The 25,503-nt window shown below is 73.1% G+C and carries 15 protein-coding genes and 1 pseudogene; 4 read left to right on the forward strand and 12 right to left on the reverse strand.

Features of this window, described 5'->3' with window-relative positions:
• Window positions 1-25: 25 nt before the first annotated feature.
• Window positions 26-1,321 carry a hypothetical protein gene (locus tag AMK11_RS08975; RefSeq protein ID WP_073724950.1) on the reverse strand — a complete coding sequence of 432 codons (1,296 nt, stop codon included), beginning with the start codon at window positions 1,319-1,321 and terminating at the stop codon, window positions 26-28.
• 359 nt (window positions 1,322-1,680) lie between these two features.
• On the opposite strand from AMK11_RS08975, the gene AMK11_RS08980 reads away from it, so the two are divergent.
• The gene (locus AMK11_RS08980; protein WP_198941321.1) at window positions 1,681-2,190 is read left to right on the forward strand and encodes a pyridoxamine 5'-phosphate oxidase family protein; all 510 of its coding nucleotides are present in this window, start codon (window positions 1,681-1,683) and stop codon (window positions 2,188-2,190) included.
• An 11-nt stretch (window positions 2,191-2,201) separates the two neighbouring features.
• Here the strand turns inward: AMK11_RS08980 and guaA are convergent, their stop codons facing one another.
• Window positions 2,202-3,782 (reverse strand): glutamine-hydrolyzing GMP synthase, encoded by a 1,581-nt coding sequence (guaA, locus tag AMK11_RS08985; RefSeq protein WP_073724952.1) that lies wholly within the window; start codon window positions 3,780-3,782, stop codon window positions 2,202-2,204.
• 398 nt (window positions 3,783-4,180) lie between these two features.
• On the opposite strand from guaA, the gene AMK11_RS08990 reads away from it, so the two are divergent.
• Together AMK11_RS08990 and AMK11_RS39200 are read left to right on the forward strand one after the other, a co-directional pair.
• A complete protein-coding gene (locus AMK11_RS08990; protein ID WP_073724954.1) occupies window positions 4,181-4,468 on the forward strand; it encodes a chorismate mutase in 288 nt (95 codons plus the stop codon).
• Between the two features lie 609 nt (window positions 4,469-5,077).
• Window positions 5,078-6,100 (forward strand): LAETG motif-containing sortase-dependent surface protein, encoded by a 1,023-nt coding sequence (locus AMK11_RS39200; protein WP_073725704.1) that lies wholly within the window; start codon window positions 5,078-5,080, stop codon window positions 6,098-6,100.
• 77 nt (window positions 6,101-6,177) lie between these two features.
• Here AMK11_RS39200 and AMK11_RS09000 read toward each other — a convergent pair whose 3' ends face one another.
• The 8 genes and pseudogenes from AMK11_RS09000 to AMK11_RS09035 form a co-directional block, all read right to left on the reverse strand.
• Entirely contained in the window at window positions 6,178-7,995 is a 1,818-nt protein-coding gene (locus AMK11_RS09000; RefSeq protein WP_073724956.1) for a GMC family oxidoreductase, read from the reverse strand.
• Between the two features lie 49 nt (window positions 7,996-8,044).
• Window positions 8,045-9,658 (reverse strand): succinic semialdehyde dehydrogenase, encoded by a 1,614-nt coding sequence (locus AMK11_RS09005; RefSeq protein ID WP_073724958.1) that lies wholly within the window; start codon window positions 9,656-9,658, stop codon window positions 8,045-8,047.
• 176 nt (window positions 9,659-9,834) lie between these two features.
• Window positions 9,835-11,574 carry a serine/threonine-protein kinase gene (locus AMK11_RS09010; RefSeq protein WP_073724960.1) on the reverse strand — a complete coding sequence of 580 codons (1,740 nt, stop codon included), beginning with the start codon at window positions 11,572-11,574 and terminating at the stop codon, window positions 9,835-9,837.
• Between the two features lie 82 nt (window positions 11,575-11,656).
• Window positions 11,657-12,686 (reverse strand): annotated as a pseudogene (locus tag AMK11_RS09015) (serine/threonine-protein kinase).
• Between the two features lie 120 nt (window positions 12,687-12,806).
• Window positions 12,807-14,507 carry a serine/threonine-protein kinase gene (locus AMK11_RS09020; RefSeq protein WP_073724962.1) on the reverse strand — a complete coding sequence of 567 codons (1,701 nt, stop codon included), beginning with the start codon at window positions 14,505-14,507 and terminating at the stop codon, window positions 12,807-12,809.
• A 156-nt stretch (window positions 14,508-14,663) separates the two neighbouring features.
• Window positions 14,664-17,108, reverse strand: a complete 2,445-nt coding sequence (locus tag AMK11_RS09025; protein ID WP_073724964.1) for a protein kinase — start codon at window positions 17,106-17,108, stop codon at window positions 14,664-14,666.
• Window positions 17,109-17,260: 152 nt separating this feature from the next.
• On the reverse strand, window positions 17,261-19,279 hold the full coding sequence (locus tag AMK11_RS09030) for a serine/threonine-protein kinase (RefSeq protein WP_073724966.1): 2,019 nt from the start codon (window positions 19,277-19,279) through the stop codon (window positions 17,261-17,263).
• A 148-nt stretch (window positions 19,280-19,427) separates the two neighbouring features.
• On the reverse strand, window positions 19,428-21,134 hold the full coding sequence (locus AMK11_RS09035; RefSeq protein WP_073724968.1) for a glycerol-3-phosphate dehydrogenase/oxidase: 1,707 nt from the start codon (window positions 21,132-21,134) through the stop codon (window positions 19,428-19,430).
• A gap of 303 nt (window positions 21,135-21,437) precedes the next feature.
• Between AMK11_RS09035 and AMK11_RS09040 the strand changes: the two genes are divergently transcribed.
• Complete coding sequence (locus AMK11_RS09040; RefSeq protein WP_073724970.1) at window positions 21,438-22,646, forward strand: nucleotide sugar dehydrogenase; 1,209 nt, start codon at window positions 21,438-21,440, stop codon at window positions 22,644-22,646.
• Window positions 22,647-22,715: 69 nt separating this feature from the next.
• Here the strand turns inward: AMK11_RS09040 and AMK11_RS09045 are convergent, their stop codons facing one another.
• On the reverse strand, window positions 22,716-23,840 hold the full coding sequence (locus tag AMK11_RS09045; protein WP_073724972.1) for a GuaB3 family IMP dehydrogenase-related protein: 1,125 nt from the start codon (window positions 23,838-23,840) through the stop codon (window positions 22,716-22,718).
• Between the two features lie 115 nt (window positions 23,841-23,955).
• Entirely contained in the window at window positions 23,956-25,461 is a 1,506-nt protein-coding gene (gene guaB, locus AMK11_RS09050; RefSeq protein WP_073724974.1) for an IMP dehydrogenase, read from the reverse strand.
• Window positions 25,462-25,503 lie beyond the last annotated feature (42 nt).

Raw genomic sequence — 25,503 nt, forward strand, 5'->3', positions numbered from 1 at the left:
CCTCCCCGGCCCACGCCCGCGCCGGTCAGTCCGTCACGTCGATCGCGTACCGGTTGGTCTCCACCCCCGCGCTCGTGACGACCTGGACGTCCACCCGGCCCGGTTCGACGTCCGCCGGGACGGGGACCGTCAGCAGGTCGTCCGTGGGGTTGCTGAAGCCGCCGGTGACCGGGACCAGGGGTACGTGGACGTTGACCGCGCCGATGCGGACGACCATGCGAGACAGGCGGTCCGCGCGCTGGGCACCCGGCGGTACGAAACCGGCACCACGAATCTCGATGTCGTCCCCCGTGCGGATCGGCGCGTCCAGGTCGCCCGCCTCCCGGGCCCGGACCACGGAGAGGATCACGGGGCGCCCGCCCTCCGCGTACTTGCCGGCCACGTAGGTCGCGGCCGACACCAGCACCACCACCGCCAGACCCCACGGCAGGTCGGGCAGCTGGTCCGGGCGCCGGGCCAGCCGTACCGCCGCGAAGACGAGGGCGACCGTGCTGATCACGACGTACTGGATGTCGGCGAAGGTGCCGCGTCCGGCGTCGTCCGTCAGAAGATCGGAGGCGCGCGGCCGGTCCGCCCGTACCTTCTGCAGCCGCTGGGCCAGGACCCGCAGTCCGACCACCCGCCGTACGAGGACGGCGATCCCGCACACCACCGCGAGCACCGTCACCGCACCGGCTCCGCGGGCCAGTTCCAGCCCGGAGACCAGCGCGTCGCGCCGGGCGTGCCCCGAGGCGAGGGCCAGCTGTCCGGCCAGGACGAGCACGGCGTAGGCGACGAACAGCACCCAGGCCGCCGCCACGGCGCGGGACGTGGAGAGGCGGTTGTCCTCACCGATCACCGGGGCCAGCGCCCCGCCCCGCGCCCGGTGGAACCACGACGCCGCCGTCAGCGCCCCCGCCACCACCAGCGCCGCCGAGAGCCCCGCGGTCCGCGCGGCCGTCCAGCCGCCGCCGACGGCGGTGAGCGCCTGTACGAGGAGCAGCAGCACGACCCCGCCCCACACGACGGTCACCGTGCGACGCCCGAGGCCCGCGAGCCATGCCTCGCCCTCGGCACGGCCCCGCTCGGCGACTTGTTCCGCGGACTGGGTCAGCTCCTCCGAGACCCACTGCCGGGAGGCGGAGGCGGAGTGGGCCACCGCGGCCGGCAGCCCTTGCCCGGCCGCGAACTCGTCCCGCCGCGACAGGAACGCCGCGACCGCCCGGCGATGCCCCTCCCGGGCGCCGTGCGGGCAGTCCCCGCAGGTGCAGCCGCCCCCGTGCGCAGCTCCGTACGCGCCCCTGCCCGAGCCGCTCCCGCGTCTCGCCTCCTGCACCGCCACGCCCGACGCCCGCCTTCCCCGACCCCTGCGACAACCCCGCGCACACCGCGGTGGAACCCAGCAACGACACCCGCACGACATGCGCGCGACGTCCGCACGGCACCGGCCCGGGCTTCCACCGCGCCGGCCGCGGCGGAAGCCCTAAGTCCCGTGGGACGGAAGCGAATTGTGCCGTACGGAGCCCCCTGCGCGCCCGCCGCCCCGGCCCGCACTGCCCGGCGCGGGTGACACGCGGCCCCGCCGTGTTGACCCGACCGGGCGAACCGGCGACCGGTCGACGACGGACAGACGACGACAGACGAGGGACCCGGTTGCGATACCGGACACAGGATGTCGCCTTTCGGGTTCACACTCGTCGTATGACTGACAGCGCCGCACCGGGCACCGCACCCGGCCCCACCGTGAACTGGTCGCACTTCGCCACCGCCGAACCCGCGCTCGCCGCCACCGTCGAGGCGCGCTTCGGCGCGTACACCCACCACGTCCTCGCCACCCTGCGCAAGGACGGCTCGCCGCGCACCACCGGCCTGGAGGTGCGTTTCCTGGGCGGCGAGCTGTGGCTCGGCATGATGCCGGGCTCGGTGAAGGCGCTCGACCTGCGCCGTGACCCGCGGTTCGCGTTGCAGGCGAACCCGGGGGACGGGACCGGGATGGGCGGCGGGGACGTACGGATCGGCGGGCGGGCGGTCGAGGTCGAGGACGCGGCGACGCGGGCCCGGTACGTGAAAGAGGTGGAACCGCCGGAGCCGTTCCACCTCTTCCGGACCGAGCTGACGGAGGTCGTGCGGACCTGCGTGGAGGACGACGCGTACCTCGCCGTCCAGATCTGGCAGCCCGGGAAGCCCCTGCGCGCCGTCAGGCGCGCCTAGGGGTTACCCGGTCACTCCCACTCGATGGTGCCCGGCGGCTTCGAGGTCACGTCGAGGACGACGCGGTTGACGTCCTTGACCTCGTTGGTGATGCGGGTCGAGATCTTGGAGAGCACGTCGTAGGGCAGCCGCGACCAGTCGGCCGTCATCGCGTCCTCGGAGGAGACGGGCCGCAGCACGATCGGGTGACCGTAGGTGCGGCCGTCGCCCTGGACGCCGACGGAGCGGACGTCCGCGAGCAGCACCACGGGGCACTGCCAGATGTCGCGGTCGAGGCCGGCCGCGGTCAGCTCCTCGCGGGCGATGGCGTCGGCCTCGCGGAGCAGGTCGAGCCGCTCCTTGGTGACCTCGCCGACGATGCGGATGCCGAGACCCGGGCCCGGGAAGGGCTGGCGCTGGACGATCTCGTCCGGCAGGCCCAGCTCCTGGCCCACCATCCGGACCTCGTCCTTGAACAGCTTGCGCAGCGGCTCGATGAGCTTGAACTCGAGGTCCTCGGGGAGGCCGCCGACGTTGTGGTGGGACTTGATGTTGGCGGTGCCGGTGCCGCCGCCGGACTCGACGACGTCCGGGTAGAGGGTCCCCTGGACCAGGAACTCCACGGCCGGGCCCTGGTCGGCGATGATCTCGGCCTGGGCCTGCTCGAAGACGCGGATGAACTCGCGGCCGATGATCTTCCGCTTCTCCTCGGGGTCCGAGACCCCGGCCAGCGCCTTGAGGAACCGCTCGCTGGCGTCCACGACCTTCAGCTGCACGCCGGTCGCGGCGACGAAGTCCTTCTCGACCTGCTCGGTCTCGCCCTTGCGCATCAGGCCGTGGTCGACATAGACGCAGGTCAGCTGGGAGCCGATGGCCTTCTGGACGAGGGCTGCGGCGACGGCGGAGTCGACGCCGCCGGACAGGCCGCAGATGGCGCGCTTGTCGCCGACCTGCTCGCGGATGGCCGCGACCTGCTCGTCGATCACGCTGCCCGTGGTCCAGTCGGGGGCGAGGCCCGCGCCGCGGTACAGGAAGTGCTCCAGCACCTGCTGTCCGTGCGTGGAGTGCATCACCTCGGGGTGGTACTGGACGCCGTAGAGCTTCTTCTCGTCGTTCTCGAAGGCGGCGACCGGGACGACGTCCGTGGAGCCGGTGACGGTGAAGCCCTCGGGGGCGGCGGAGCAGGCGTCGCCGTGGGACATCCACACGGCCTGCTCGGCCGGGGTGCCCTCGAAGAGGGTGGAGGAGTTCTTGGAGACGTGCAGATCCGTACGGCCGTACTCACGGGCGCCGGAGTTGTCGACGGTGCCGCCGAGGGCCTGCGCCATCAGCTGGAAGCCGTAGCACATGCCGAAGACGGGGACGCCCGCCTCGAACAGGGTGCGGTCGAGGGTGGGGGCGCCCGGCTCGTACACCGACGAGGGGCCGCCGGACAGGATGATGGCCGCCGGGTTCTTGGCGAGCATCTCCTCGACCGGCATGGAGCTCGGCACGATCTCGCTGTAGACCCGCGCCTCGCGGACACGGCGGGCGATGAGCTGGGCGTACTGCGCGCCGAAGTCGACGACCAGGACGGTGTCGGGGGCGGCGGCAGCGGGAGTCGCTGATGACACGGGGTGCCTTCCGGCGGTCGGGCGGGGGTCTTGTGCTCCCGATTCTACCGAGGCGGACGGCCGCCCCCTCCCGGCCGTGGCGCCCGGCGCCGCCCCAGTGGCACGTCTCACCATGCGGATCGACTCGGATCACCTTCGGATCACCTTCGGATCACCATGCGAACCGGGTTGGCCACGGACCGTTCGCAGGGCATACTGGCGCCATGCGCAAGTACCAGGTGTTCAGCTTTATCTATGGCAACCGGCCTACCGGCTGCCATGGTCGTGCTGCTTGAGCAACTGACGAGCGACAACTTCCCAGGCGCCCCGGGCCGACAAGGCCCGGGGCGCCTGTCGTTTCCGGGTCCTGCCGCCCCGGGGCACCGCCACCACCCCCTTCCCGGCGAGGAGCCCCCGACATGACCGTCACCACCGCAGACAAGACCGGCGCCCGCACCGCCGAGGCCGCCGACGTGATCACCGGCGCCCGGGAGCGCATCGACGCGCTCGACGACCGGATCATCGGCCTGATCCAGGAACGGATGGCCGTCTCCGCCGTCATCCAGCAGGCGCGGATCACCTCCGGCGGCCGGCGCGTGAATCTCTCCCGCGAGATGGAGGTCCTCGGCCATTACAGCGAGGCGCTGGGCAAGCCTGGTACGCCGCTGGCGATGACGCTGCTGGAGCTGTGCCGGGGGCGCGTCTGAACGTCGTATCTGAGTTCGGGCCACTTCTCACCCGTACGGCGCGTGACCGCCGCGCGGGACGCTTCGTTGGTCCCGGTGTCCGTGCCAGCCAGGGGCGGGCCCGAAAGAACCACGCGTGGCTCGCTGGGGCGATGAGACGTACGGATCGTGCCGTACGTCGTGGGACCTCGCCCCAGGAAGTGACCGGACGGCAGGGGACAGCAGCCCGGTCACCCATGAGAACGGCCGGCTCCGGGGACGCCCGGGGCCGGCCGACGGGAAATGCCCGGGCCCGGGACGCCCCTCCCCTCGACAACCGCATGCTCGACAGACCAGCGGCGCGACCCCCCGGCGCCGCTCCGAGGCACCGGCGCAGCCCTGACGCCGGTGCTGGCTGAGGAAGGGCCCCGCGGCGCAGCCCGCGGGGCCCTTCGCCATGCCGTTCCCCCCTTGGCCAGAGGTGACGAGCGCCACATAAAAGTTCTGTGAGTTCGGGGGCAACCATTCACAGCTTTCACAGATCAAACAGGCGTACGGATCGCACCAAGGGCACTCCCGCGCCCCACACGCGGAGGCCTCCCTGACTCTCCCGTGCCGCGCGTGCGGTACGCCGGACCACCCGAGGTCTTCATGAAGCTTCGTCGCGCCATGGCAGCTGCGGCCGCCACGGCAGTGATCGCCCCGCTGGCACTGCTCGCGGCTCCCGCCGCCTACGCGACCGACGGCACGCCGTCGCCGGCCAGTTCCACCGAGACGACGGCCCCGGGGAGCACGCCGTCGACCGGGGCCCCGTCCCCGAGCCAGTCCACGAGCGAGACCGCTCCGGCGCCGAGCAACTCGCCGAGCGGTTCCCCGAGTGGTTCCCCGAGCAGCTCTCCGAGCACCTCCGCGCCCGAGTCCCCGGCGCCCAGCACGTCCACCTCCACGCCCGCCTCGCCGTCGCCGAGCACGTCGGCGCCCGAGGAGTCACAGACCCCGGAGCCCGAGCCGTCGGTGTGCGAGGACAGCAAGGTCGACGTCAGCATCACGGGTCTGCCCGGCCGGATCGCGGCGGGCAGCGGCTGGCACGAGTTCTCGCTGAACGTGGCCAACAACTCCGACTCCACGCTCCAGAACCTCGACTACCTGGCCGGCGCCTCCGCCGACCGCGACGGCGAGGAGCTGTTCGAGAGCAAGAAGGTCAGCCTTCAGGCCTGGAACCCTGACGACAAGGTCTGGGAGGACCTCAACGAGTTCGGCTACGCGGTCGGCTATGTCGGTTACACCGACGAGCTGGCTCCCGACTACGAGGTCGCCATCCCCATGCGCGTCAACGTGAAGGCCTCCGCCCCGGTCGGCGCGGGCTTCACGCTCGGCGCGACCATCTACGGCGACGCGGACGGCGAGTGCACCGGCTACGGTCAGGTCGCCTACAAGTTCCGGATCGTGGCCGCCGGCACGGACACCGAGGGCACCAAGCCGCAGGAAGGCGGCAAGGCTCCCGTGGCCGTCCAGAAGCCGGCCTCGGACACGCCCGAAGTCACCGGCAGCCTCGCCGAGACCGGCTCCAGCTCGGCACTGCCGATGATCGGCCTCGTCGGCGGGATCGCCGTCGTCGCGGGTGCCGGTGCGGTGTTCGCCGTCCGTCGCCGCAAGGCCGGTGTCGAGGCGTAGCCGACGGTACGGCTTCACAGAACGAGAAGGACCTGCGCTCGGAGGGGGGCGCAGGTCCTTCTGTTCTGTGTCGTCCGCTACTTCTTCGGCGGTACCGCCGGCATCCCGAGGAACGGCAGCCGCAGCGCGCCGAAGGCCTCCGCCGGAACCGCCGGGGACTTGGGCTCGACGGGCGTCAGGCGCCGGTACTCCGTGCCCTGCGCCGGGCGCGGGTCCTCCTCGCCCTTGTTGGGCCAGTACGACATCGCGCGCTCGGCCTGCGCCGTGATGGTCAGGGACGGGTTGACGCCGAGGTTCGCGGAGACCGCGGCGCCGTCGACGACGGAGATGCCGGGGTGGCCGTAGAGGCGGTGGTACGGGTCTATGACACCGGTCTCGCGGGAGGCGCCGATGGGGCAGCCGCCCAGGAAGTGGGCGGTGAGCGGGGTGCCCATCAGTTCGCCGACGTTGGAGCCGGCGAAGCCGTTGATCTCGGCGGCGAGGGCTGCGGCACCCTCGGTGGCGGCCTTGATCTGCTTGGGGTTGGGCGAGCCGTGGCCCTGGCGGGCGGTGAGCAGGCCCTTGCCGACGCCCGTCGGTTTCAGGTGCGTGGTCAGGGAGTTGTCCAGGGACTGCATCACCAGGCCGATGATGGTGCGCTCCGACCACTTGCGGTTGGAGAGCGAGCGCAGGACCAGGAGAGGGTGCTTGGCCGCGTGGCCCAGGAAGCCCAGGACGCGGGAGGCGCCGGAGGCGGTGTGGCCGGCGTAGGGGACCTGGAGGATGGACAGGCCGCCCATGGAGTTGGAGCCCTTGCCGTAACGGACCGGCTCGATGTGGGTGTTGGCGTCCGGGTGGATCGAGGACGTGATGGCGACGCCGCGCGTGAAGTCGGCGCGGGACTCGCCGGTGGCCTTGCGGTAGCGCCGGTCGTCGGTCTGGGCGCCGACCAGGGCCTCGGAGTTGGTGCGGGTCAGCTCGCCGAGCTTGTCGGAGAGGTGCGGGAGTTGCCCGTTGGCCTTCATGCGGTGCAGCAGGGTCTGGGTGCCGTAGGTGCCGGCTGCTACGACGACGCGGCGGGCGGTGAAGGTGCGGCCCGCGCCCTTCTTCTTCCGGTCGGTGGGGAGCGTGGCCACCGCGAAGCCGCCGCGCGAGTCCTCGGTGACCGAGACGACCGACGTCATGGGGTGCACGACCGCGCCCGCCTTCTCGGCGAGGTACAGGTAGTTCTCGTTGAGGGTGTTCTTCGCGCCGTGGCGGCAGCCGGTCATGCACTCGCCGCACTCGTTGCAGGCCTTGCGGTCGGGTCCCGCGCCGCCGAAGTACGGGTCGGGTATCTCCTCGCCCGGCTTCGCCTTCGCCGTGCCGTCGGCGTCCTCGCCGTCGCCGAAGAAGACACCGACCGGCGCCATGTGGAAGGTGTCGCCGACCCCCATCCGCTGGGCGGCGGCCTTCAGGTGCACGTCGGAGGGGGTCATGGTCGGGTTGAGACGGACCCCGAGCATGCGCTTGGCCTGGTCGTAGTACGGCGTCAGCTCGTCCTGCCAGTCGGTGATGTCCCGCCACTGGGGGTCGTCGAAGAAGGGCTTCGGCGGTACGTAGAGGGTGTTGGCGTAGTTGAGGGAGCCGCCGCCGACGCCCGCGCCTGCCAGGACCATGACATTCCCGAGCAGGTGGATGCGCTGGATGCCGAACATGCCGAGCTTGGGCGCCCACAGGTAGTTCTTCAGGTCCCAGGAGTTCTTCGGCAGCGACTGACGGGTGAAGCGGCGGCCCGCTTCCAGGACGCCGACCCGGTAGCCCTTCTCCGTCAGGCGGAGGGCGGACACCGAGCCGCCGAAGCCGGAGCCGACGACGAGGACGTCGTAGTCGTACCCGTTCTCGTCCCGGGTCTGGGCGGAGTTCTCCTGCGACACGTGCTCTCCTCGTTGAGAACGGGCGGGGGTCGGGGGTTGCCTGGGTGGATCAGCGGAAGCGGAATGCCTTCATCAGCCGCAGGCTCCGGCTCATGAACGCCGCGTACTTCTCGTCGTCCATGCCGAGCGACGGCGCCATCGGCAGCAGCCGCTGGTGGGCGACCGTCTGGGCCTCGGTGTACTTGAGGATGCCCTCGGAGCCGTGCCGGCGGCCGAGGCCGGAGTCCTTCATGCCGCCCATCGGGGCCTGGGCGCTGCCGTAGGCGGGGGCGTATCCCTCGTTGATGTTGACGGTGCCGGTGCGCATCCGGGCGGCGACCTCGTGGCCGCGCCGGGCGTCCCTCGTCCAGACCGAGGAGTTCAGGCCGTACGGCGTCGAGTTGGCCTGCTCGACCGCCTCCTCCTCGGTCTTGAAGCGGTAGACGGAGACGACCGGGCCGAAGGTCTCCTCGGTGCACACGGTCATGGGGGCCACGACGCCGTCGAGGATGGTCGGCTCGTAGAAGTACGGGCCGATGTCCGGGCGGGCGACCCCGCCGGCGACGAGCTTCGCGCCCCGCTCCACGGCGTCCGCCACGTGCGCCTTCACGGTCTGAAGCTGCCGCTCCCCCACCAGCGAGCCCATGTCGGCGCCGTAGGAGAGGGAGGTGCCGAGGCGCATCGCCTTGGTGCGGGCGGCGAAGCGGTCCAGGAAGGCGTCGGCGACCGACTCGTGGACGTAGAGCCGCTCGATGGAGATGCAGAGCTGGCCGGCCGAGGAGAAGCAGGCCCGCACGGCGCCCGCCGCGGCCTTCTCGATGTCGGCGTCCTCCAGGACCAGCATGGCGTTCTTGCCGCCGAGTTCGAGGGAGACGCCGACCAGACGGGCGGCGGCGCCCTGGGCGACCTCGCGGCCGGTGCGGGTGGAGCCGGTGAAGGAGACGTAGTCGGCGTGCTTGACGACCTCGGGGCCGACGACCGGGCCGTCGCCGAGGACGACCTGGAAGACCTCGGCGGGCAGGCCGGCCTCGATGAGCAGGTCGCGGGCCCACAGGGCGGTGAGACAGGTCTCGGTGTCGGGCTTCATGACGACCGCGTTGCCCGCGACGAAGGCCGGGAGCGCGTCGCCGACGGACAGCTCCAGCGGGTAGTTCCACGGGGCGATCTGGCCGACGACGCCGCGCGGGTGGCGCAGTTCGGTGACCTTGGTGAGGGTCGGTACGGCGCCGGTGTGCCGCTTGGGGCGCAGGTACGCCGGGGCCTTGCGGCCGTAGTGCCGGGCGGCGACGGCGACGGCCTGGACCTCCTCGTGGGCGTGCAGGCGGGCCTTGCCGGTCTCCAGCTGGATGAGGTCGAGGACCTCGGCCTGGCGCTGCAGGACCAGGTCGTGGAAGCGGAGCAGGACCGCGGCGCGCTGCCGTACCGGTGTGCGCTCCCACACGGCCTGTGCGGCGCGGGCGCGCTCGAAGGCGCCGGCCACGTCCTCGGGCGTCGACTCGGGCAGGTCGGCGAGCTTCTCGCCGGTGAACGGCGTGTGGTTGGCGGTGCGGCCGGAACCGGCCACGCCCTTGGTGAGCTGGGCGACCAGCTCGGGGGTGACCACGTCCGCAGCGGTGCGGGCGCCCGCCGGGCTGGGGGCGAGGGGGTTGGTGCCGGTGATTTCCGGGGCCTGCGCGTCCGTCATGAGCCGCAGGGTATGACGCCGCGACGGCTTTGTGTACCCGTCGGTAATCGGGATTCACCGAGTGCTCACACATTGCCAGTGATCGCTGGCAACAAACCCGCTGATCAGGGCGTTACGCGGATGCGTCGCACCTGACGGTTTCCACGACCCGGGGCGGTCCGCCGGGTCGGGCTCCGTCAGGGCTCCGCGACCTCCCAGTTGGCGATCACCGTGCGGGCGATCTCGCGTCCCTCGTCGGCGAAGTAGCCCTTGCGGGGGTAGTCGATCCACAGCCGGTACATGTCGCCGTTCGCGGCCCGGTAGTACAGGATGTGGAACTCGCGCTCGCGCGGGTCCTGCGAGTCCGTCGTCGTGTACGCGATGACGTTCTCGGTGGCCTTCTCGCCCCGGTACTCGGTCTCGCTCGGCTCGCCCCTGGGCGCGGGCTCGTCGGCGAAGTTCCAGGAGTACTCGCCGTCCTTGAGCACGTCCCAGTCCGCCCACGCCTGTGCCGCCGCCGTGTCCGGGATCTTCCCGTCCTCGTCGTCGGCCTTGATGTCACGGTCGACGAAGACGGTCACCGCGCCGCTCGGGTCGGCGAACGTCTCGTTGGTGCCGTCCCAGTCGTCGGCGTGCTCCGCCTTCACGAACGCCGTCGGCAGGGCGACGCTGATGCCGGTCCTCGCGCCGAGTTCGTGCGTCCTCCAGCCCTTCGGCAGCGGCCCCGCGAAGGGCTCCGCGACCACCAGGTACGACGCCAGGGCCGCCGCGACGACCGCCGCGCCCAGGGTGATCCACGCGTTGCGGCCCAGCCGCACGCCCCACTTGGATCCGGCACTGGACGACCTGGCAACACCGTCCGGCCCGTCCGCCCCGTCGCCCCGGACCACGCGGGTGGGCGCGGGCTCGGGCGGGTTCGCGGCGGCCTCCAGCAGGGCGCGGGTGCGGGCCGCGTCCGGGCGGCGTGCCGGATCCTTGTCGAGCAGGCCGGTGATGAGCTCGGCGAGCGGTCCCCGCGCGGCGGCGGGCGGCGCGGGCGCGGCGTTGAGCACGGACTGGAGGGTGGCGGGGGTGTTGCTGCGGCGGAACGGCGAGACGCCCTCCGTCGCCGCGTACAGCACCACGCCCAGCGACCACAGGTCGCTCGCCGGGCCGGGGCGCCGGCCCAGCACCCGCTCCGGTGCGATGTACTCGGGCGAGCCGACGAATCCGCCGGTGTCGGTCAGGTTGGTCTCGCCCTCGATCCGGGCGATGCCGAAGTCGGTGAGGACGACCCGGTCGTGCCGGCCGAGCAGGACGTTGTCCGGCTTCACGTCCCGGTGCAGGACGCCGGCCGCGTGCGCGGCCTCCAGCGCGCCGAGCACCTCCAGGCCGATCCGGGCCGCCTCGCGGGCGCCGAGCGTGCCCTCCTGCAACGCGTCGCCCAGCGAGCGGCCCCGGACCAGTTCCATCACGATCCACGGCTGGTCGTCCACCACCGCCACGTCGTGCACGCCGACGACGGCGGGATGGTCGAGCCGGGCGGCGGCGCGGGCCTCGCGGCGCATCCGCTCGAAGGCGTTGGCCCGTTCGCGTTCGGGAAGGTGGTCGGGGACGCGGGGCTCCTTGACGGCCACCTCGCGGTCCACGGTCTCGTCCTTGGCCCGCCACACCGTGCCCATGCCGCCGTGCCCGAGTCTGGCGATCAGCCGGTAGCGGCCGGCGATGAGCCGCCCGGCGCCCGGGTCCGGCGCGCCCGCGGAACGGGGCGGCGCCGGTGCCTGGTTCTCCGACTGCCCCCGGGCCTCCGGCCGGGCCTGCGTCTGCGGCGGCACGACCTGGGTGGGTGCCGCGTACGGGTTGCCGGGACGGGGCACGGCCACGGGCGGGTTCGGTGGTTGCAGGCCGAAACTCGTGGGCTCGTCCGGCCCGTTGTGCGGCCCCCCGTTGCTGCTCATGGGTCCATGCATACCGTGCCGGACGTACCCGCATCCACCACCCGTGCGCGGCGGTCACAGAGCCGTGACGCACGGCTGCCGTTTATCTCCCGTTTGAGGGTGTTGCGGAGGCCTCTGAGGGCGTCGGGGACGCGGGCTCCGTCGTCGAGGTGGCGGACGGCGAACGCGTCGGCGCGCCGCCCCCGTCGCCGCCGTCCCCGTCGGCGAGCAGGGCCGCCGCCGTGACGCCCGCGCCGGCCGCCGCGACCACCAGCAGTACGGCGGTGAGCACGGCCCGTGGCCAGGAAGGCGCGCAGCATCCGCTCCGCCTCCGCCGCGTCCAGACGCCGTCGCGGATCGCGTTCCAGCAGGCCCCGGACGACCGGGAGCAGCGGCCCGGCCTCGGCGGGCGGGCGGATCTCCTCGGTGACCACGGCGTGCAGGACACCGCCCAGCGAGTCCCGGTGGAAGGGTGAGGCGCCGCTGAGGACCGCGCACAGCAGCACGCCCACCGACCACAGGTCGGACTCCGGGCCCGTGCCGGCGCCCGACATCCGCTCCGGGGCGGTGTACTCGGGGGAGCCGACGAAGGAGCCGGTCTCGGTGAGCGTGGTGGCACCGGCGACCTGGGCGACGCCGAAGTCGGTGAGCACGACCCGGCCGTCCTCGGACACCAGCACGTTGGACGGCTTCACGTCCCGGTGCAGGATGCCGGCCGAGTGCGCGGTGTGCAGGGCGCCGAGGAGGGCGATGCCGATGCGGGCGGCCTCGGCGGCGTCGACCGGGCCCTGGCCGAGCACCCGGTCGGCGAGCGAACCGCCGTCGACCAGTTCCATGACCATGTACGCGCGTTCGTCGTCCTCGACGACGTCGTGCACGACGATGACGTGGGGGTGGCTGAGCTGGGCGACCGCGCGGGCCTCGCGCAGGGTGCGCTCGCGGCGCCGCCGGGCCTCGGCCGCGGAGAGCGTCTCGTCGAGGGGGAGCGCCTTCACGGCCACCTCGCGGCCGAGCAGCTGGTCGGTGGCCCGCCACACGATGCCCATGCCGCCGCGGCCGAGCCGCTCGTGGAGCCGGTAACGGCCCGCGATGACACGCCCGCCCGCCCCCTCGGTCACCATGCGCCCCATCATGCCCCACCGGACGCATCGGCTCCGGGCGGCGTCACCAGGGTGGCCGACAACCGACGGACGTACGAACGCCGTTGCGACGACTTCCGGCCACCGTCCGCCCGCCACCCGGTGCGGGGGAGGTCAGGCGGTCCTGGTCTTCTCCTGCCAGCTCTGCAGCACCGTGCGGAACCGCTGCCGTGTGGTCTCCCAGTCGTCGGCGGGGCCCGACATGTTGAGGGCGTACTCGACGCCGTCCCGGGACATGTACGTCTGCGACACCGCGCGGCGCGGTCCGGGGAAGGGGGTGTCCTTCGCCAGCGCGGTCCAGGTGTACTCCCAGCGGGCGCTGTCGCGGTCGCGGTAGCCGGTCGGTTCCAGGACGACGCGCCGGTAGTCCACCAGCCGCTGGAGCTGCACCTCCAGGTCCAGCTGGTGCGCGTACGGGTCGTTGTAGTCGGGTGCGCGGTCGACGGATATGCGCAGGACGTGTTCGCCGCCGTCGGGGGTGTAGTCGATCTGCCGGAGTTCGCCGCTGTCGCCGCCGAAGTCCGTGCGCTGCCAGTCCTCGGGCAGGTACAGGCTGAAACCCAGCGGGTCGTCGCGGCGCACCCAGTCGGCCGGAACGGAGCCACCGGGGCCCTTGCCCTGCGTGGCGGACGGGGAGGCGGAGGGCGAGTGGGTGGTGTCCGGGCCGGCCGTCGAGCCCGTGTCGTCCCGCTGTTGCAGCACCACGGCGGTACCCGCGCCGATCAGCGCGGCCACGGCGACGACCAGGGCGAACGTACGCAGGCGGCGACGGGGGCGCGGCCCGGTGGTGGCCGGCGGCGGGTACGGGTGTCCCGCCGCGGTGGGGCCGGGCGCGGCGTGTCCCATGGGTGCCGGGCCGACCGCGGTCGGGCCGGTGGCCGTCCGGTACGGCGTCGCCGTCGTCCCACCCGCGGGCCCCGCGGCCCCCTGGTGGACCGTGCCGTCCTGCCAGGACGGGCCCGAGTACCGCGTCGGCACATACGCCTGGGCGGACTTCGGCTGCCGCCCCTCCGCCGCCTCCGCGAGCATCTGCTCGGCCTCGGTGGCGTCGGGGCGCGTGGCCGGGTCCTTGCGCAGCAGGGCGTCGATGACGGGCGCGAGCGGACCGGCGTACCGGGGCTCGGTGGCCTCCTCCTCGACGACCGCCTGCATGGTGGTCAGCGGTGACGTGCGGCGGAACGGCGATCTGCCCTCCACCGCCGTGTACAGGGTCGCGCCCAGTGCCCACAGGTCGGAGGCGGGGCCCGGGTCGTGGCCGCGGACGCGCTCGGGGGCCAGGTAGTCGACGGAGCCGACGACCTCTCCGGTCCGGGTGATGGTGGAGTCGCCCTCTATCTGGGCGATGCCGAAGTCGGTGAGCAGTACGCGGCCGTCCTCGCCGAGCAGCACGTTGCCGGGCTTGACGTCTCGGTGCAGCACGCCCGCGGTGTGCGCGGCGCGCAGGGCCCGCAGGACCCACAGGCCGATCCGGGCGGCCTCCCGGGGCTCGACCCGTTCCTCCTCCTTGACCGCGTCGGCCAGTGAGCGGCCCTCGACCAGCTCCATCACGATCCACGGCCGGCCGTCGTGTTCGAGTACGTCGTGCACGGTGACGACGGCCGAGTGGTTGATCCGTGCGGCCGCCCGTGCCTCTCCCCGGGTGCGCGCCAGCAGTATCGCCTGGTCGCTCTCGGAGACGTAGAGCGCGGCGGTCAGCTCCTTGATGGCGACGGCCCGGTGCAGTACCTCGTCGTGTGCGCGCCACACCCGGCCCATGCCGCCGCTGCCGATGGCGTCGCTGAGCCGGTAACGGCCCGCGACGAGCCGGCCCTGCATCTGATTCACGTTGCCCCGCAATGATCTGGTCAAAGGTCAGACTAGGGACCGCTCACCCCGCGGGGAACGGGTGGGGTGGTATGGAAACAGCTCTGTGACGGTTGTCGCTTTCCTCGCTCCGGCTCAACCACCCGCCCGGGATGGGTCCCTGGGCGGTCAGCCGGTGTACCGGTAGGTGGCCGAGGCCTGTTCGAACAGCCGGGACACCTCGTCCCGCTCCGACACCGGACCGCGGACCTGCACCACGTGGTAACGGCCGTCGACGAGCATCGCGAGGTTGCGCACGTACAGCTCGCCGTCCGCGCCGGTCCAGGTGAACTGGCCCTCGGCCATGGTCCGTCCGCCGACCTCGATGGTCTTCAGCCCGCTGGAGGTGGCCCAGCTGGAGGCTCGGTACGAGGCCAACTCCGGCTCGGAGTCGCGCTGGTAGGCCATCGGGTCGTCACCGTACTCGGCGGCGCGGTCCCGGCCCGGTACGACGATGAGCTCGAAGCCGCCCTTGCTGTAGGCGACCTGCCCGCTGCCGTTGCGGGGCGTGCGCTCCCAGCCCTCGGCGACGGCGACGCGGAAACCCTCGTCGTCCTCGCGCAGGGTGAACCCGTCGGCCGCGGCGGGGGTGTCGCCCTGCGTCTCGGTGCCACCGGACGCCGACCTGGAGGGGGCGGGGTCGTTCTCCGGTGACGTCTGCTCCGGGCGGGGCTCGGCGCCGCCGTCCGGGGTCCGCTCGGGCGGCGCCTGGCTCGCCTCTCCGGCGGCGCCCGTGCGGTCGCCGGCGCCGTCCGTGCCGCTCTTGGGCATGAAGAGCATGGCGTACGCGACCGCTCCGGCCAGGGCGAGCAGTATCAGCAGGAGCAGGGTGCGGCCGAGGCTGCGCGGGGAGCGGGCCTTCTCCCGCCGGTCGCGTTTGTGCCGTCCGTGGTGTGCGGGCAGGCCGGCGCGCCGCTTGCGCACCAGTTCGCCACGGCGGCGCACGATGGGCAGGCGGCTGGTCTCGGCGGGCGGCGCGGAGACGACGTGCAGGCCGGCCTCGGGCTCGGGCGCCGACCTGACGAGGGAGCGCAGCCAGCCGCGGAGTTCCTCGATGTCGAGGCGTTCGGTGGGGTCCTGACGCAGCAGCGACTCCACGACCGGCCGCAGCGGCCCGCACTCCTCGGCGAACGCCGGCGGCTCCGCGCAGACGATCTGCACCAGTTCGGCGGTCGACTCCTCCGGGTACGGCGCGTGCCCCTGTACGGCGCGGAAGAGCAGCGCGCCCAGCGCCCACAGGTCGGTGGCGGGTCCGATGGGCGCGGCCAGCTGCCAGTTCTCGTGCACGGGCCCGGCCTGCTCCGGGGCCCAGCGCTCGGTGACCGGTCCGACCACGGCCATGCGGGTCTGCCGGGCCCGTTCGGCGGCGAGCGCGGTGGCCGGGCCGCGCGGGGCGGGGGTCAGGGCGGGCCCGGCCGCCGGGGCGGGGGCGGGGGCGGGCGGTTCGCCGGTGGCGCGGGGGGCGGCGCCGTGCCAGGAGGTCGTCGTGCGTACGCCGTAGGGGTCGGCGATCTGTCCCGGCGGGGCGGCGGCCGGTGCCTCCTGTCCGGCCGTGTCGGCGGGCCGGGGGACGGCGAGGTGAGGGCCGCCGGGACCGTCGTCGGGGGCGGGGCGGGCGCCGGGCAGGGCCGCGCGGCCGTTCCTCCCCTCCTGGACGCGGGCGGCCGCACGGGCGCCGGCGCGGTAGGCGGCGATGGCTCCGGCGCGCGCGGCGCGGGCGTCCCCGCTGGTCTCCAGCGGCGCGGGAGCGAGCCCGGAGACGGTGCCCCCGGGGCCCTGGGGGGCGGGCAGCCCGCCCACGTCCCGGGCCTCGATGGCGGCCCGCCGGGCGGCCTCGGGATCGCAGCCGTCGGACCCGGAGGCCCCGGACCGCGCACCCCCACCGCCCCGCCCGAAGGTCCCGTCAGGAGCGACCGGGGCGCTGCCGCTCTCCTCGTCGTCGGGGGCCGGCACCGGGTCGTATCCGCACAGCGCCTCCTCCGCCGCCCCGGCCGCCAGGCCGGTCAGCACCACGCGCCCGTCGTCGCAGACGAGCACGGTGCGCGCGGTGATGTTGCGGTGCACCCAGCCGTACGTGTGCAGCACCCGCAGCGCCAGGAGGATGTCGGAGGCCACCTCGGCCGCCCGGTAGGGCGTCAGCGGCTGCTCGGCGAGCAGGGCGGCCAGCGGCCTCGCGGTCACCAGCTCGCTGACGATCCACAGGGAGCCGCCCTCGGCGAACACGTCGAAGACCTGGTCGAGGCGCGGGTGGTCGGGTACGGCCGCCGCGGCCTGCGCCGCCTCGACGGCACGGCGTACCACCGGGTCCGCGGGCTTGCGGGAACCGCCGCGCGCTGCCGCCGAACGGCCGCCGGCGTGCCTGAAGGCGCCGTCGCGGGCCGTGAACCCGTCGGGCAGGCCGTCCGCGTCGAGCACCTCGGCCTCGACGACCTCGGGCAACGGCACCTGCCTGACCAGGACTTCCTGTCCGCTGTAGGTGTCGAAGGCCCGGGTCTCGGTGAGTTCGTACTCGTCGGACGGCGGCAGCGGCAGGCGGTAGCGGTCGGCGAGCACCCGTCCCGCATAGTCGTCCACGTCGCCACCCCCGGCAGCCCGTCGGTCAATTCCGTTCGCCCGGCGGGCCGTTCCGGCTGCGTACGGTCCGCAAGCACTCACGATACGTGCCGGAGGCAACCCGCAAAGAGGGGATGCCAGATATCGGACCGCGCAAACCCGGCCCGCCCGGTTCAGGACTTGGGTTCGAACGATGTCGTCAGCGTCCGCCAGGTGTCGCGGCGCAGGTCGCTGTCCCAGTCGCCGGCCTTCGCGGTGTACATCAGCGCGTAGCCCTGATGGTCGTTGACGACGAAGCCCCGGTCCACGGTGCGGAACTTGGTGCCGTCGTCCGTGTAGGTGAACTCCCAGTCGGCCGCGTTCCAGCCGCGGTAGCCCACCTTCTCTATGCGGATCTTCTTGTACTGGGAGCGGACCATGTACCGCTCCTGGTTCTTCCAGTCGGCGACCGGGTCGTCCTTGGGCGTGGACGTCCAGGCGACGAGCAGCTTCTGCCCGTTCGGACCGGTGAAACGGTCCCCCGCCGAGCCCTTGGCCTGGTACTTCCAGCCTTCCGGCAGCCCGATGGAGTAGCCCTGGGCGCCCTGGTGGGTGGCCGCCGCGCCCTCGTCGTCGGCCTTGCCCGCGTCACCCTGGCCGGCGCCGTCCGCCCCGGTGTCGCCGGACGCGCTCGCGCCGGAGTCCGGCGCGCCGGCCGAGCCCCCGTCCGTCGCCTCCTGCGACGCGGAGCCGTCGGTGCGGGCCCCGCCCTCGTCGTCCTGCTTCGTGTCGCCGCTCGCGCCCGCGGTGGCGACGGTCTTGTCGCCGTTTCCGCCCTGGGCACCCTTGTCGTCGTCGCCGCCGAGCGTGAGGGCCAGTACGGTGCCGAGCACGGCGAGCGCCACGACCACCGCGATGACGACCAGCGTCCGGCGCGGCACCACGTCGGTGAGCGGCGCCCGGGGCGCGGGCCGGGGCGGCAGGTCCGGGGGCGGCACGACGGGCCAGCCGGAGCTGCGGGTACCCGCGGGCGCGTTCGCCGCCCCGGAAACCGCACCGGCTCCGGCGCCCGCACCCGGGCGGGCACCGGAGGTGGCACCCGTACCGGCACCCGAGCCCGTACCGGTGCCCGGCCCGCCGCCCCGCACCGACGCGTTCACGGCCGCCCCGGCGGACGCCGAAGCGGTGGCCGGACCGGCGGCGGCCTTGCGGACGGAACGCAGCGCGCCGCGCAGCCGCTCCCCGGCCTCCTCGCCGCGCTTGCCCCCGGCGCCCGCCGGACCGCCCCTGCGGGACCGCTCGTCCGGCTGGGCGGGCAGCGGTACGACCTTGGTGGCGTCGGCCGGCTCGTCCGCCGGGTCGGGGGCGTGGAGGACCTTGTTGAGCAGCGCGCGGGCGCCCGCGTCGTCGAGCCGCAGCGCGGGGTCTTTGTTGAGCAGGCCGTAGATGACGTCCCGCAGCGGGCCGGCGTTCTTCGGCTCCTCCAGGTTCTCCGTCATCACCGCGGTGAGCGTGGCGATGGCGGAGCCCTTGTCGTAGGGCGGGGTGCCCTCGACCGCCGCGTACAGCAGCCCGCCGAGCGACCACAGGTCGGCGGCCGGGCCGGGCTTGTGGCCGCGGGCGCGCTCCGGGGAGATGTAGGAGGGGGCGCCGACGAGCATGCCGGTGGAGGTGATGGACGGGTCGCCCTCGACCTGGGCGATGCCGAAGTCGGTGAGCACGACCCGGCCGTCCTCGGCGATCAGCACGTTGGACGGCTTCACGTCGCGGTGCAGGATGCCCTCGCGGTGCGCCGAGCGCAGCACGTCGAGGATGGCGAGGCCCACCTCGGCGGCGCGCCTCGGCTCCAGCAGGCCGTCCTCACGGATGGCCTCGGCGAGCGACTTGCCCTCGACGAGTTCCATCACGATCCACGGACGGTCGTCCTCCTCGACGACGTCGTAGACCGTGACGGCGCTGTTGTTGCGGATCCGCGCGATCGCCTTGGCCTCACGCAGGGTGCGCGTGATCAGGCGCCGCTTCTCCTCCTCGTCGATGTTGCCCGGGAACCGCAGCTCCTTGACGGCGACCGTGCGTCCGAGGGTCTCGTCCTCCGCCCGCCACACCGTCCCCATGCCGCCGCGGCCGAGCACGTCTCCCAGCCGGTACCGCCCGGCGAGGAGACGTGCGCTCTTGTCCGTACGGGGTGTCCCCGCCCGCTCCGCCTCCGACATGCGTCCCCTCATGCAACCCGCCCTGACAGAGCCTTCATTGTCCCTCACCCGACAAGTGCTCGACGCCCAGGGTGCCCCTGGCGCCGGCCGGGCGAGCGGGCGGGCGGCACGGCGGGGTGACCCTGCGTCACACCCGCCCCGGCGGCCCCTACCGTGGCACGATGTCCGGCGCTCCCAGCCGTGCCGCGTCGGCCGTCAGGTCGTCGGGCTGACGCTGCGACTCCCGCTCGGCCTCGACCCGCTTCTCGTAGTGCTGGACCTCCCGTTCGACCTGGTCCTTGTCCCAGCCGAGCACCGGCGCCATCAGCTCGGCGGCCTCGCGGGCGCTTCGGGTGCCCCGGTCGAAGGTCTCGATGGAGATGCGGGTGCGCCGGGTCAGTACGTCGTCCAGGTGGCGCGCGCCCTCGTGCGAGGCGGCGTAGACGACCTCGGCGCGCAGGTAATCGTCGGCGGCGTGCAGGGGTTCGCCGAGGGAGGGGTCGTCGGCGATGAGCCCCAGCACCTCCTCCGTCAGGGCGCCGTACCGGTTCAGCAGGTGCTCCACGCGTACGACGTGCAGGCCGATGCGCGCGGCGATCCGGGCCCGCGCGTTCCACATGGCCCGGTACCCTTCGGCGCCGAGCAGCGGCGTGTCCTCGGTGACGCAGTCGGCGACCCGCATGTCGAGCCCGTGCACCGTCTCGTCGACGGCGTCCTTGGCCATCACCCGGTACGTCGTGTACTTGCCGCCGGCCACGACGACCAGGCCGGGCACCGGGTGCGCGACGGTGTGCTCGCGCGAGAGCTTGCTGGTGGCGTCGGACTCGCCGGCCAGCAGCGGGCGGAGCCCGGCGTAGACGCCCTCGACGTCGTCGCGGGTGAGCGGCACGTGGAGCACCGAGTTGACGTGCTCCAGGAGGTAGTCGATGTCCGCGCTGGACGCGGCCGGGTGCGCCTTGTCGAGGTCCCAGTCGGTGTCGGTGGTGCCGATGATCCAGTGCCGCCCCCAGGGGATGACGAACAGCACGGACTTCTCGGTGCGCAGGATGAGCCCGGTGGTGGAGTGGATGCGGTCCTTGGGGACGACCAGGTGGATGCCCTTGGAGGCCCGGACGTGGAACTGACCGCGCTCGCCCACCATCGACTGGGTGTCGTCGGTCCACACCCCGGTCGCGTTCACGACCTGCTTGGCGCGGATCTCGTACTCGCCGCCCGCCTCGACGTCCTGCACCCGTGCCCCGACCACACGCTCGCCCTCGCGGACGAAGGAGGTGACGCGCGCCCGGTTGGCGACATGGGCACCGTACGCGGCCGCGGTGCGCACCAGGGTCGTCACGAACCGGGCGTCGTCCATCTGGGCGTCGTAGTACTGGAGCGCGCCGACCAGCGCGTCCTTCTTCAAGGCGGGGGCGACGCGCAGGGCGTGACGCCGGCTCAGGTGGCGGTGCATCGGCAGTCCCCGGCCGTGGCCGCGAGCCATCGACATCGCGTCGTAGAGGGCGACGCCCGAGCCGGCGTAGAGCCGCTCCCAGCCCTTGTGCTGCAACGGGTACAGGAACGGCACGGGCTTCACGAGGTGCGGTGCGAGCCGCTCCAGCAGCAGCCCGCGCTCCTTCAGCGCCTCCCGTACGAGGGCGAAGTCGAGCATCTCCAGGTAGCGCAGGCCGCCGTGGATCAGCTTGCTGGACCGGCTGGAGGTGCCCGAGGCCCAGTCCCGCGCCTCGACCAGGCCGGTGGACAGGCCGCGGGTCACCGCGTCGAGGGCGGTGCCCGCGCCGACCACGCCCGCGCCCACCACCAGAACGTCCAGCTCGCGCTCGGCCATGGCCGCGAGCGACTCGGCGCGCTGCGCCGGCCCCAGGGTCGCTGTCCTCACTGCTGCCTCCCGCTGTCGGTCGCGTCGGCCGCGCCCGCCGGGCCAACACACCCGTCGGGCGAAGCCCGGTTCCTGGTACCCACCATGCCCAGATTCTGACCCGCTCGCCCGACATCGGGCCTCGCGCGGCCCCAGCCTGTGGACAACCTCCCCGCGGGTCGCCGTCGACACTCGCCGAAACCAGGCCGACCAATCCCGCAAATCGGTCATATTTACTCCTAGTCTGACGTTGTGCTCGCCCATCCTGTCCACCGGGCTTGCGCACCTGTCCCGCTTCGGCTACTGGGAAGGACGGCCCACGCCATGCCCGCAGATCTCGCCGTCATCGGTCTCGGCCCGTACGGCCTGCCCCTGGCCCAGGCCGCCGTCACCGCAGGCATCCCCACCCTCGGCTACCGCACCGGCCCCGAGGCCGACCCGCTCACGCCCGCCGAGGTCCGCCGGATGCTGGCGACGGGCTTCCGCACCCCCGCCACACCGGCCGAGCTGGGCCGGGTCCGCACCGCCGTCATCTGCGCGCCCACCCCGCCCGCCCCGGACGGCGGCCTGGACCTCACCCAGGTGGAGGCCGCCGCCCGCACCCTCGCCGCCCACATGCGCCCGCACACCACGGTCATCCTGGAGTCGCCGGTGCGGCCGGGGACGACGGAGGAGTTCCTGCGTCCGCTCCTGGAGCAGGGCTCCGGCCTGCGCGCCGGCCGCGACTTCCACCTCGCCTACTCCCCCAGCCGCGTCGACCCCGGCAACCGCGAGCACACCCCGGCCAACACCCCGAAGGTCATCGGCGGCCTCACCCCCGCCTGCACCGAGTCCGCCGCCACCTTCTACGGCCGCCTCACCGACAAGGTGGTCCGCGCCCGTGGCCCCCGCGAGGCGGAGACGGTGCAGCTCCTGGAGACCAACTTCCGGCACGTCAACATCGCGCTCGTCAACGAGATGGCCGTCCTCTGCGACGACCTCGGCGTCGACCTGTGGGACGTGCTGCGCTGCGCGGAGACCAAGCCGTACGGTTTCCACGCCTTCCGCCCCGGCCCCGGCGTCGGCGGCCACTCCGTCCCCCAGGACCTGACCGGCCGGGCCCCGCACAGTCTGCGCATGGTGGAGCTGGCCCAGCAGGTGAACGGCCAGATGCCCCGCTACGTCGTCCAGCGCGCCGCCGCCCTCCTCAACGAGCACGGCAAGTCCGCGCGCGGCGCCCGCGTCCTCCTCCTCGGCGTCACCTACAAGGCCGACCTCGCCGACCAGCAGGCCACCCCGGCCGAGGAGATCGCGACCCGCCTGATGTCGATGGGCGCCGCCGTCAGCTACCACGACCCGCACATCCCGTCCTGGAACGTCGCCGACCGCCCCGTCCCGCGCGCCGACTCCCTCTACGAGGCCGCCGCCGACGCCGACCTCACGATCCTCCTCCAGCAGCACCGCACGTACGACCTCCAGGGCCTGTCGGTCAAGGCCCAGCTGCTGCTGGACACGCGGGGGGCGACGCCCACGGGGGCGGCGCACCGGCTCTGACTTCTAGGCGCACACACGCGAGGGGCCCGGAGCGATCGCTCCGGGCCCCTCGCTACTGCGTACGGGTGACTACCGCCGGTGCTGCGAGTCCGCCACCGTCACCTCGACGCGCTGGAACTCCTTGAGCTCGCTGTAGCCGGTGGTGGCCATCGCGCGGCGCAGGGCGCCGAAGAAGTTCATCGAACCGTCGGGGGTGTGGGACGGGCCGGTGAGGATCTCCTCGATGGTGCCGACCGTGCCGAGGTCGACCTTCTTGCCGCGGGGCAGCTCCTCGTTGACGGCCTCCATGCCCCAGTGGTTGCCCTTGCCCGGCGCGTCGGTGGCGCGGGCCAGCGGGGAGCCCATCATCACGGAGTCTGCGCCGCAGGCGATGGCCTTGGGCAGGTCGCCGGACCAGCCGACGCCGCCGTCGGCGATGACGTGCACGTACCGGCCGCCGGACTCGTCCATGTAGTCGCGGCGGGCGGCGGCCACGTCGGCGACCGCGGTCGCCATGGGGACCTGGATGCCGAGCACGTTGCGCGTGGTGTGGGCGGCGCCGCCGCCGAAGCCGACGAGGACGCCCGCGGCGCCGGTGCGCATCAGGTGCAGGGCGGCGGTGTAGGTGGCGCAGCCGCCGACGATCACCGGGACGTCCAGCTCGTAGATGAACTGCTTCAGGTTCAGCGGCTCGTGCGAACCGGAGACGTGCTCCGCCGAGACGGTGGTGCCCCGGATGACGAAGATGTCGACGCCCGCGTCCACGACGGCCTTGGAGAACTGGGCGGTGCGCTGCGGGGAGAGCGCGGCGGCGGTGACGACGCCGGAGTCGCGCACCTCCTTGATGCGCTGCCCGATCAGCTCCTCCTTGATCGGAGCGGCGTAGATCTCCTGGAGGCGGCGGGTCGCGGTCTCCGGGTCGAGGCCGGCGATCTCGTCGAGCAGCGGCTGCGGGTCCTCGTGCCGGGTCCAGAGCCCTTCCAGGTTCAGGACGCCGAGGCCGCCGAGCTCGCCGATGCGGATGGCGGTGGCCGGGGAGACGACCGAGTCCATGGGAGCGGCCAGGAACGGCAGCTCGAAGCGGTAGGCGTCGATCTGCCAGGCGATCGAGACCTCCTTCGGGTCCCGCGTACGGCGGCTGGGGACGACGGCGATGTCGTCGAAGGCGTACGCCCGGCGGCCGCGCTTGCCGCGCCCGATCTCGATCTCAGTCACGTCTGTGGCCTTTCCCTGATGCGTTGCAGCGCCTTCCAGTATCCCCGACGGGCTCGGCGGGGCACCGCAGAGGGCGGCCCCGGATGGTCCGGGACCGCCCTCGGAAGGCTGCCGCCTACTTGCTGCGGCTGTAGTTCGGTGCCTCGACCGTCATCTGGATGTCGTGCGGGTGGCTCTCCTTGAGGCCCGCGGAGGTGATCCGCACGAAGCGGCCCTTGGACTCCATCTCCTCGATGGTGGCCGCGCCCACGTACCCCATGGTCTGGCGGAGACCGCCGACGAGCTGGTGCAGCACGTTGGCCAGCGGACCGCGGTAGGGCACCTGACCCTCGATGCCCTCGGGCACGAGCTTGTCGTCGGAGGCCACCTCGGCCTGGAAGTAGCGGTCCTTCGAGAAGGACCTGCCCTGGCCGCGGGACTGCATGGCGCCCAGCGAGCCCATGCCGCGGTACGACTTGAACTGCTTGCCGTTGATGAACTGCAGCTCGCCCGGCGACTCCTCGCAGCCCGCGAGGAGGCTGCCCAGCATCACCGTGTCGGCGCCGGCGGCCAGCGCCTTGCCGATGTCGCCGGAGTACTGCAGGCCGCCGTCGCCGATCAGCGGGACGCCCGCGGCGCGGGCCGCCAGGGACGCCTCGTAGATGGCGGTGACCTGCGGGACGCCGATGCCGGCGACGACGCGGGTGGTGCAGATGGAGCCGGGGCCGACGCCGACCTTGATGCCGTCGACGCCGGCGTCGATCAGGGCCTGGGCGCCGTCGCGGGTGGCGACGTTGCCGCCGATCACGTCCACGCCGACGCTCGACTTGATCTTCGCCATCCAGCTCAGCGCGTTGCTGTTGTGGCCGTGCGAGGTGTCGACGACCAGGAAGTCCACACCGGCCGCGGCCAGCGCCTGGGCGCGCTCCAGGGCCTCGGGGCTGGCGCCGACGGCGGCGCCGACCAGCAGCCGGCCCTCCGCGTCCTTGGCGGCGTGGGGGTACTGCTCGGCCTTGACGAAGTCCTTGACCGTGATCAGGCCCTTGAGGACACCGGCGTCGTCGACCAGCGGAAGCTTCTCGATCTTGTGGCGGCGCAACAGCTCCATGGCGTCCACGCCGGAGATGCCGACCTTGCCGGTGACCAGCGGCATCGGCGTCATGACCTCGCGCACCTGGCGCGTGCGGTCGGACTCGAAGGCCATGTCGCGGTTGGTGACGATGCCGAGCAGCTTGCCGGCCGGGTCGGTGACCGGGACACCGCTGATGCGGAACTTGGCGCACAGGGCGTCGGCCTCGGCCAGCGTGGCCTCGGGGTGGACCGTGATCGGGTCGGTCACCATGCCGGACTCGGAGCGCTTGACCAGGTCGACCTGGTTGACCTGGTCCTCGACCGAGAGGTTGCGGTGGAGGACGCCCACGCCGCCCTGGCGGGCCATGGCGATGGCCATGCGGGACTCGGTCACCTTGTCCATCGCCGCCGAGAGCAGCGGGATGTTCACCCGGACGTTGCGGGAGATGCGGGACGAGGTGTCGACCGCGTTGGGGAGCACCTCGGATGCACCCGGCAGCAGCAGCACGTCGTCGTAGGTCAGCCCGAGTGTCGCGAACTTTTCGGGCACTCCGTCGACGTTGGCAGTCATGACACCTTCCCCAATGGCCTTGCTCGGTGCGGATGTCCATGC

Origin of the sequence: Streptomyces sp. CB02414 (assembly GCF_001905385.1) — a bacterium.
Lineage (GTDB): Bacteria > Actinomycetota > Actinomycetes > Streptomycetales > Streptomycetaceae > Streptomyces.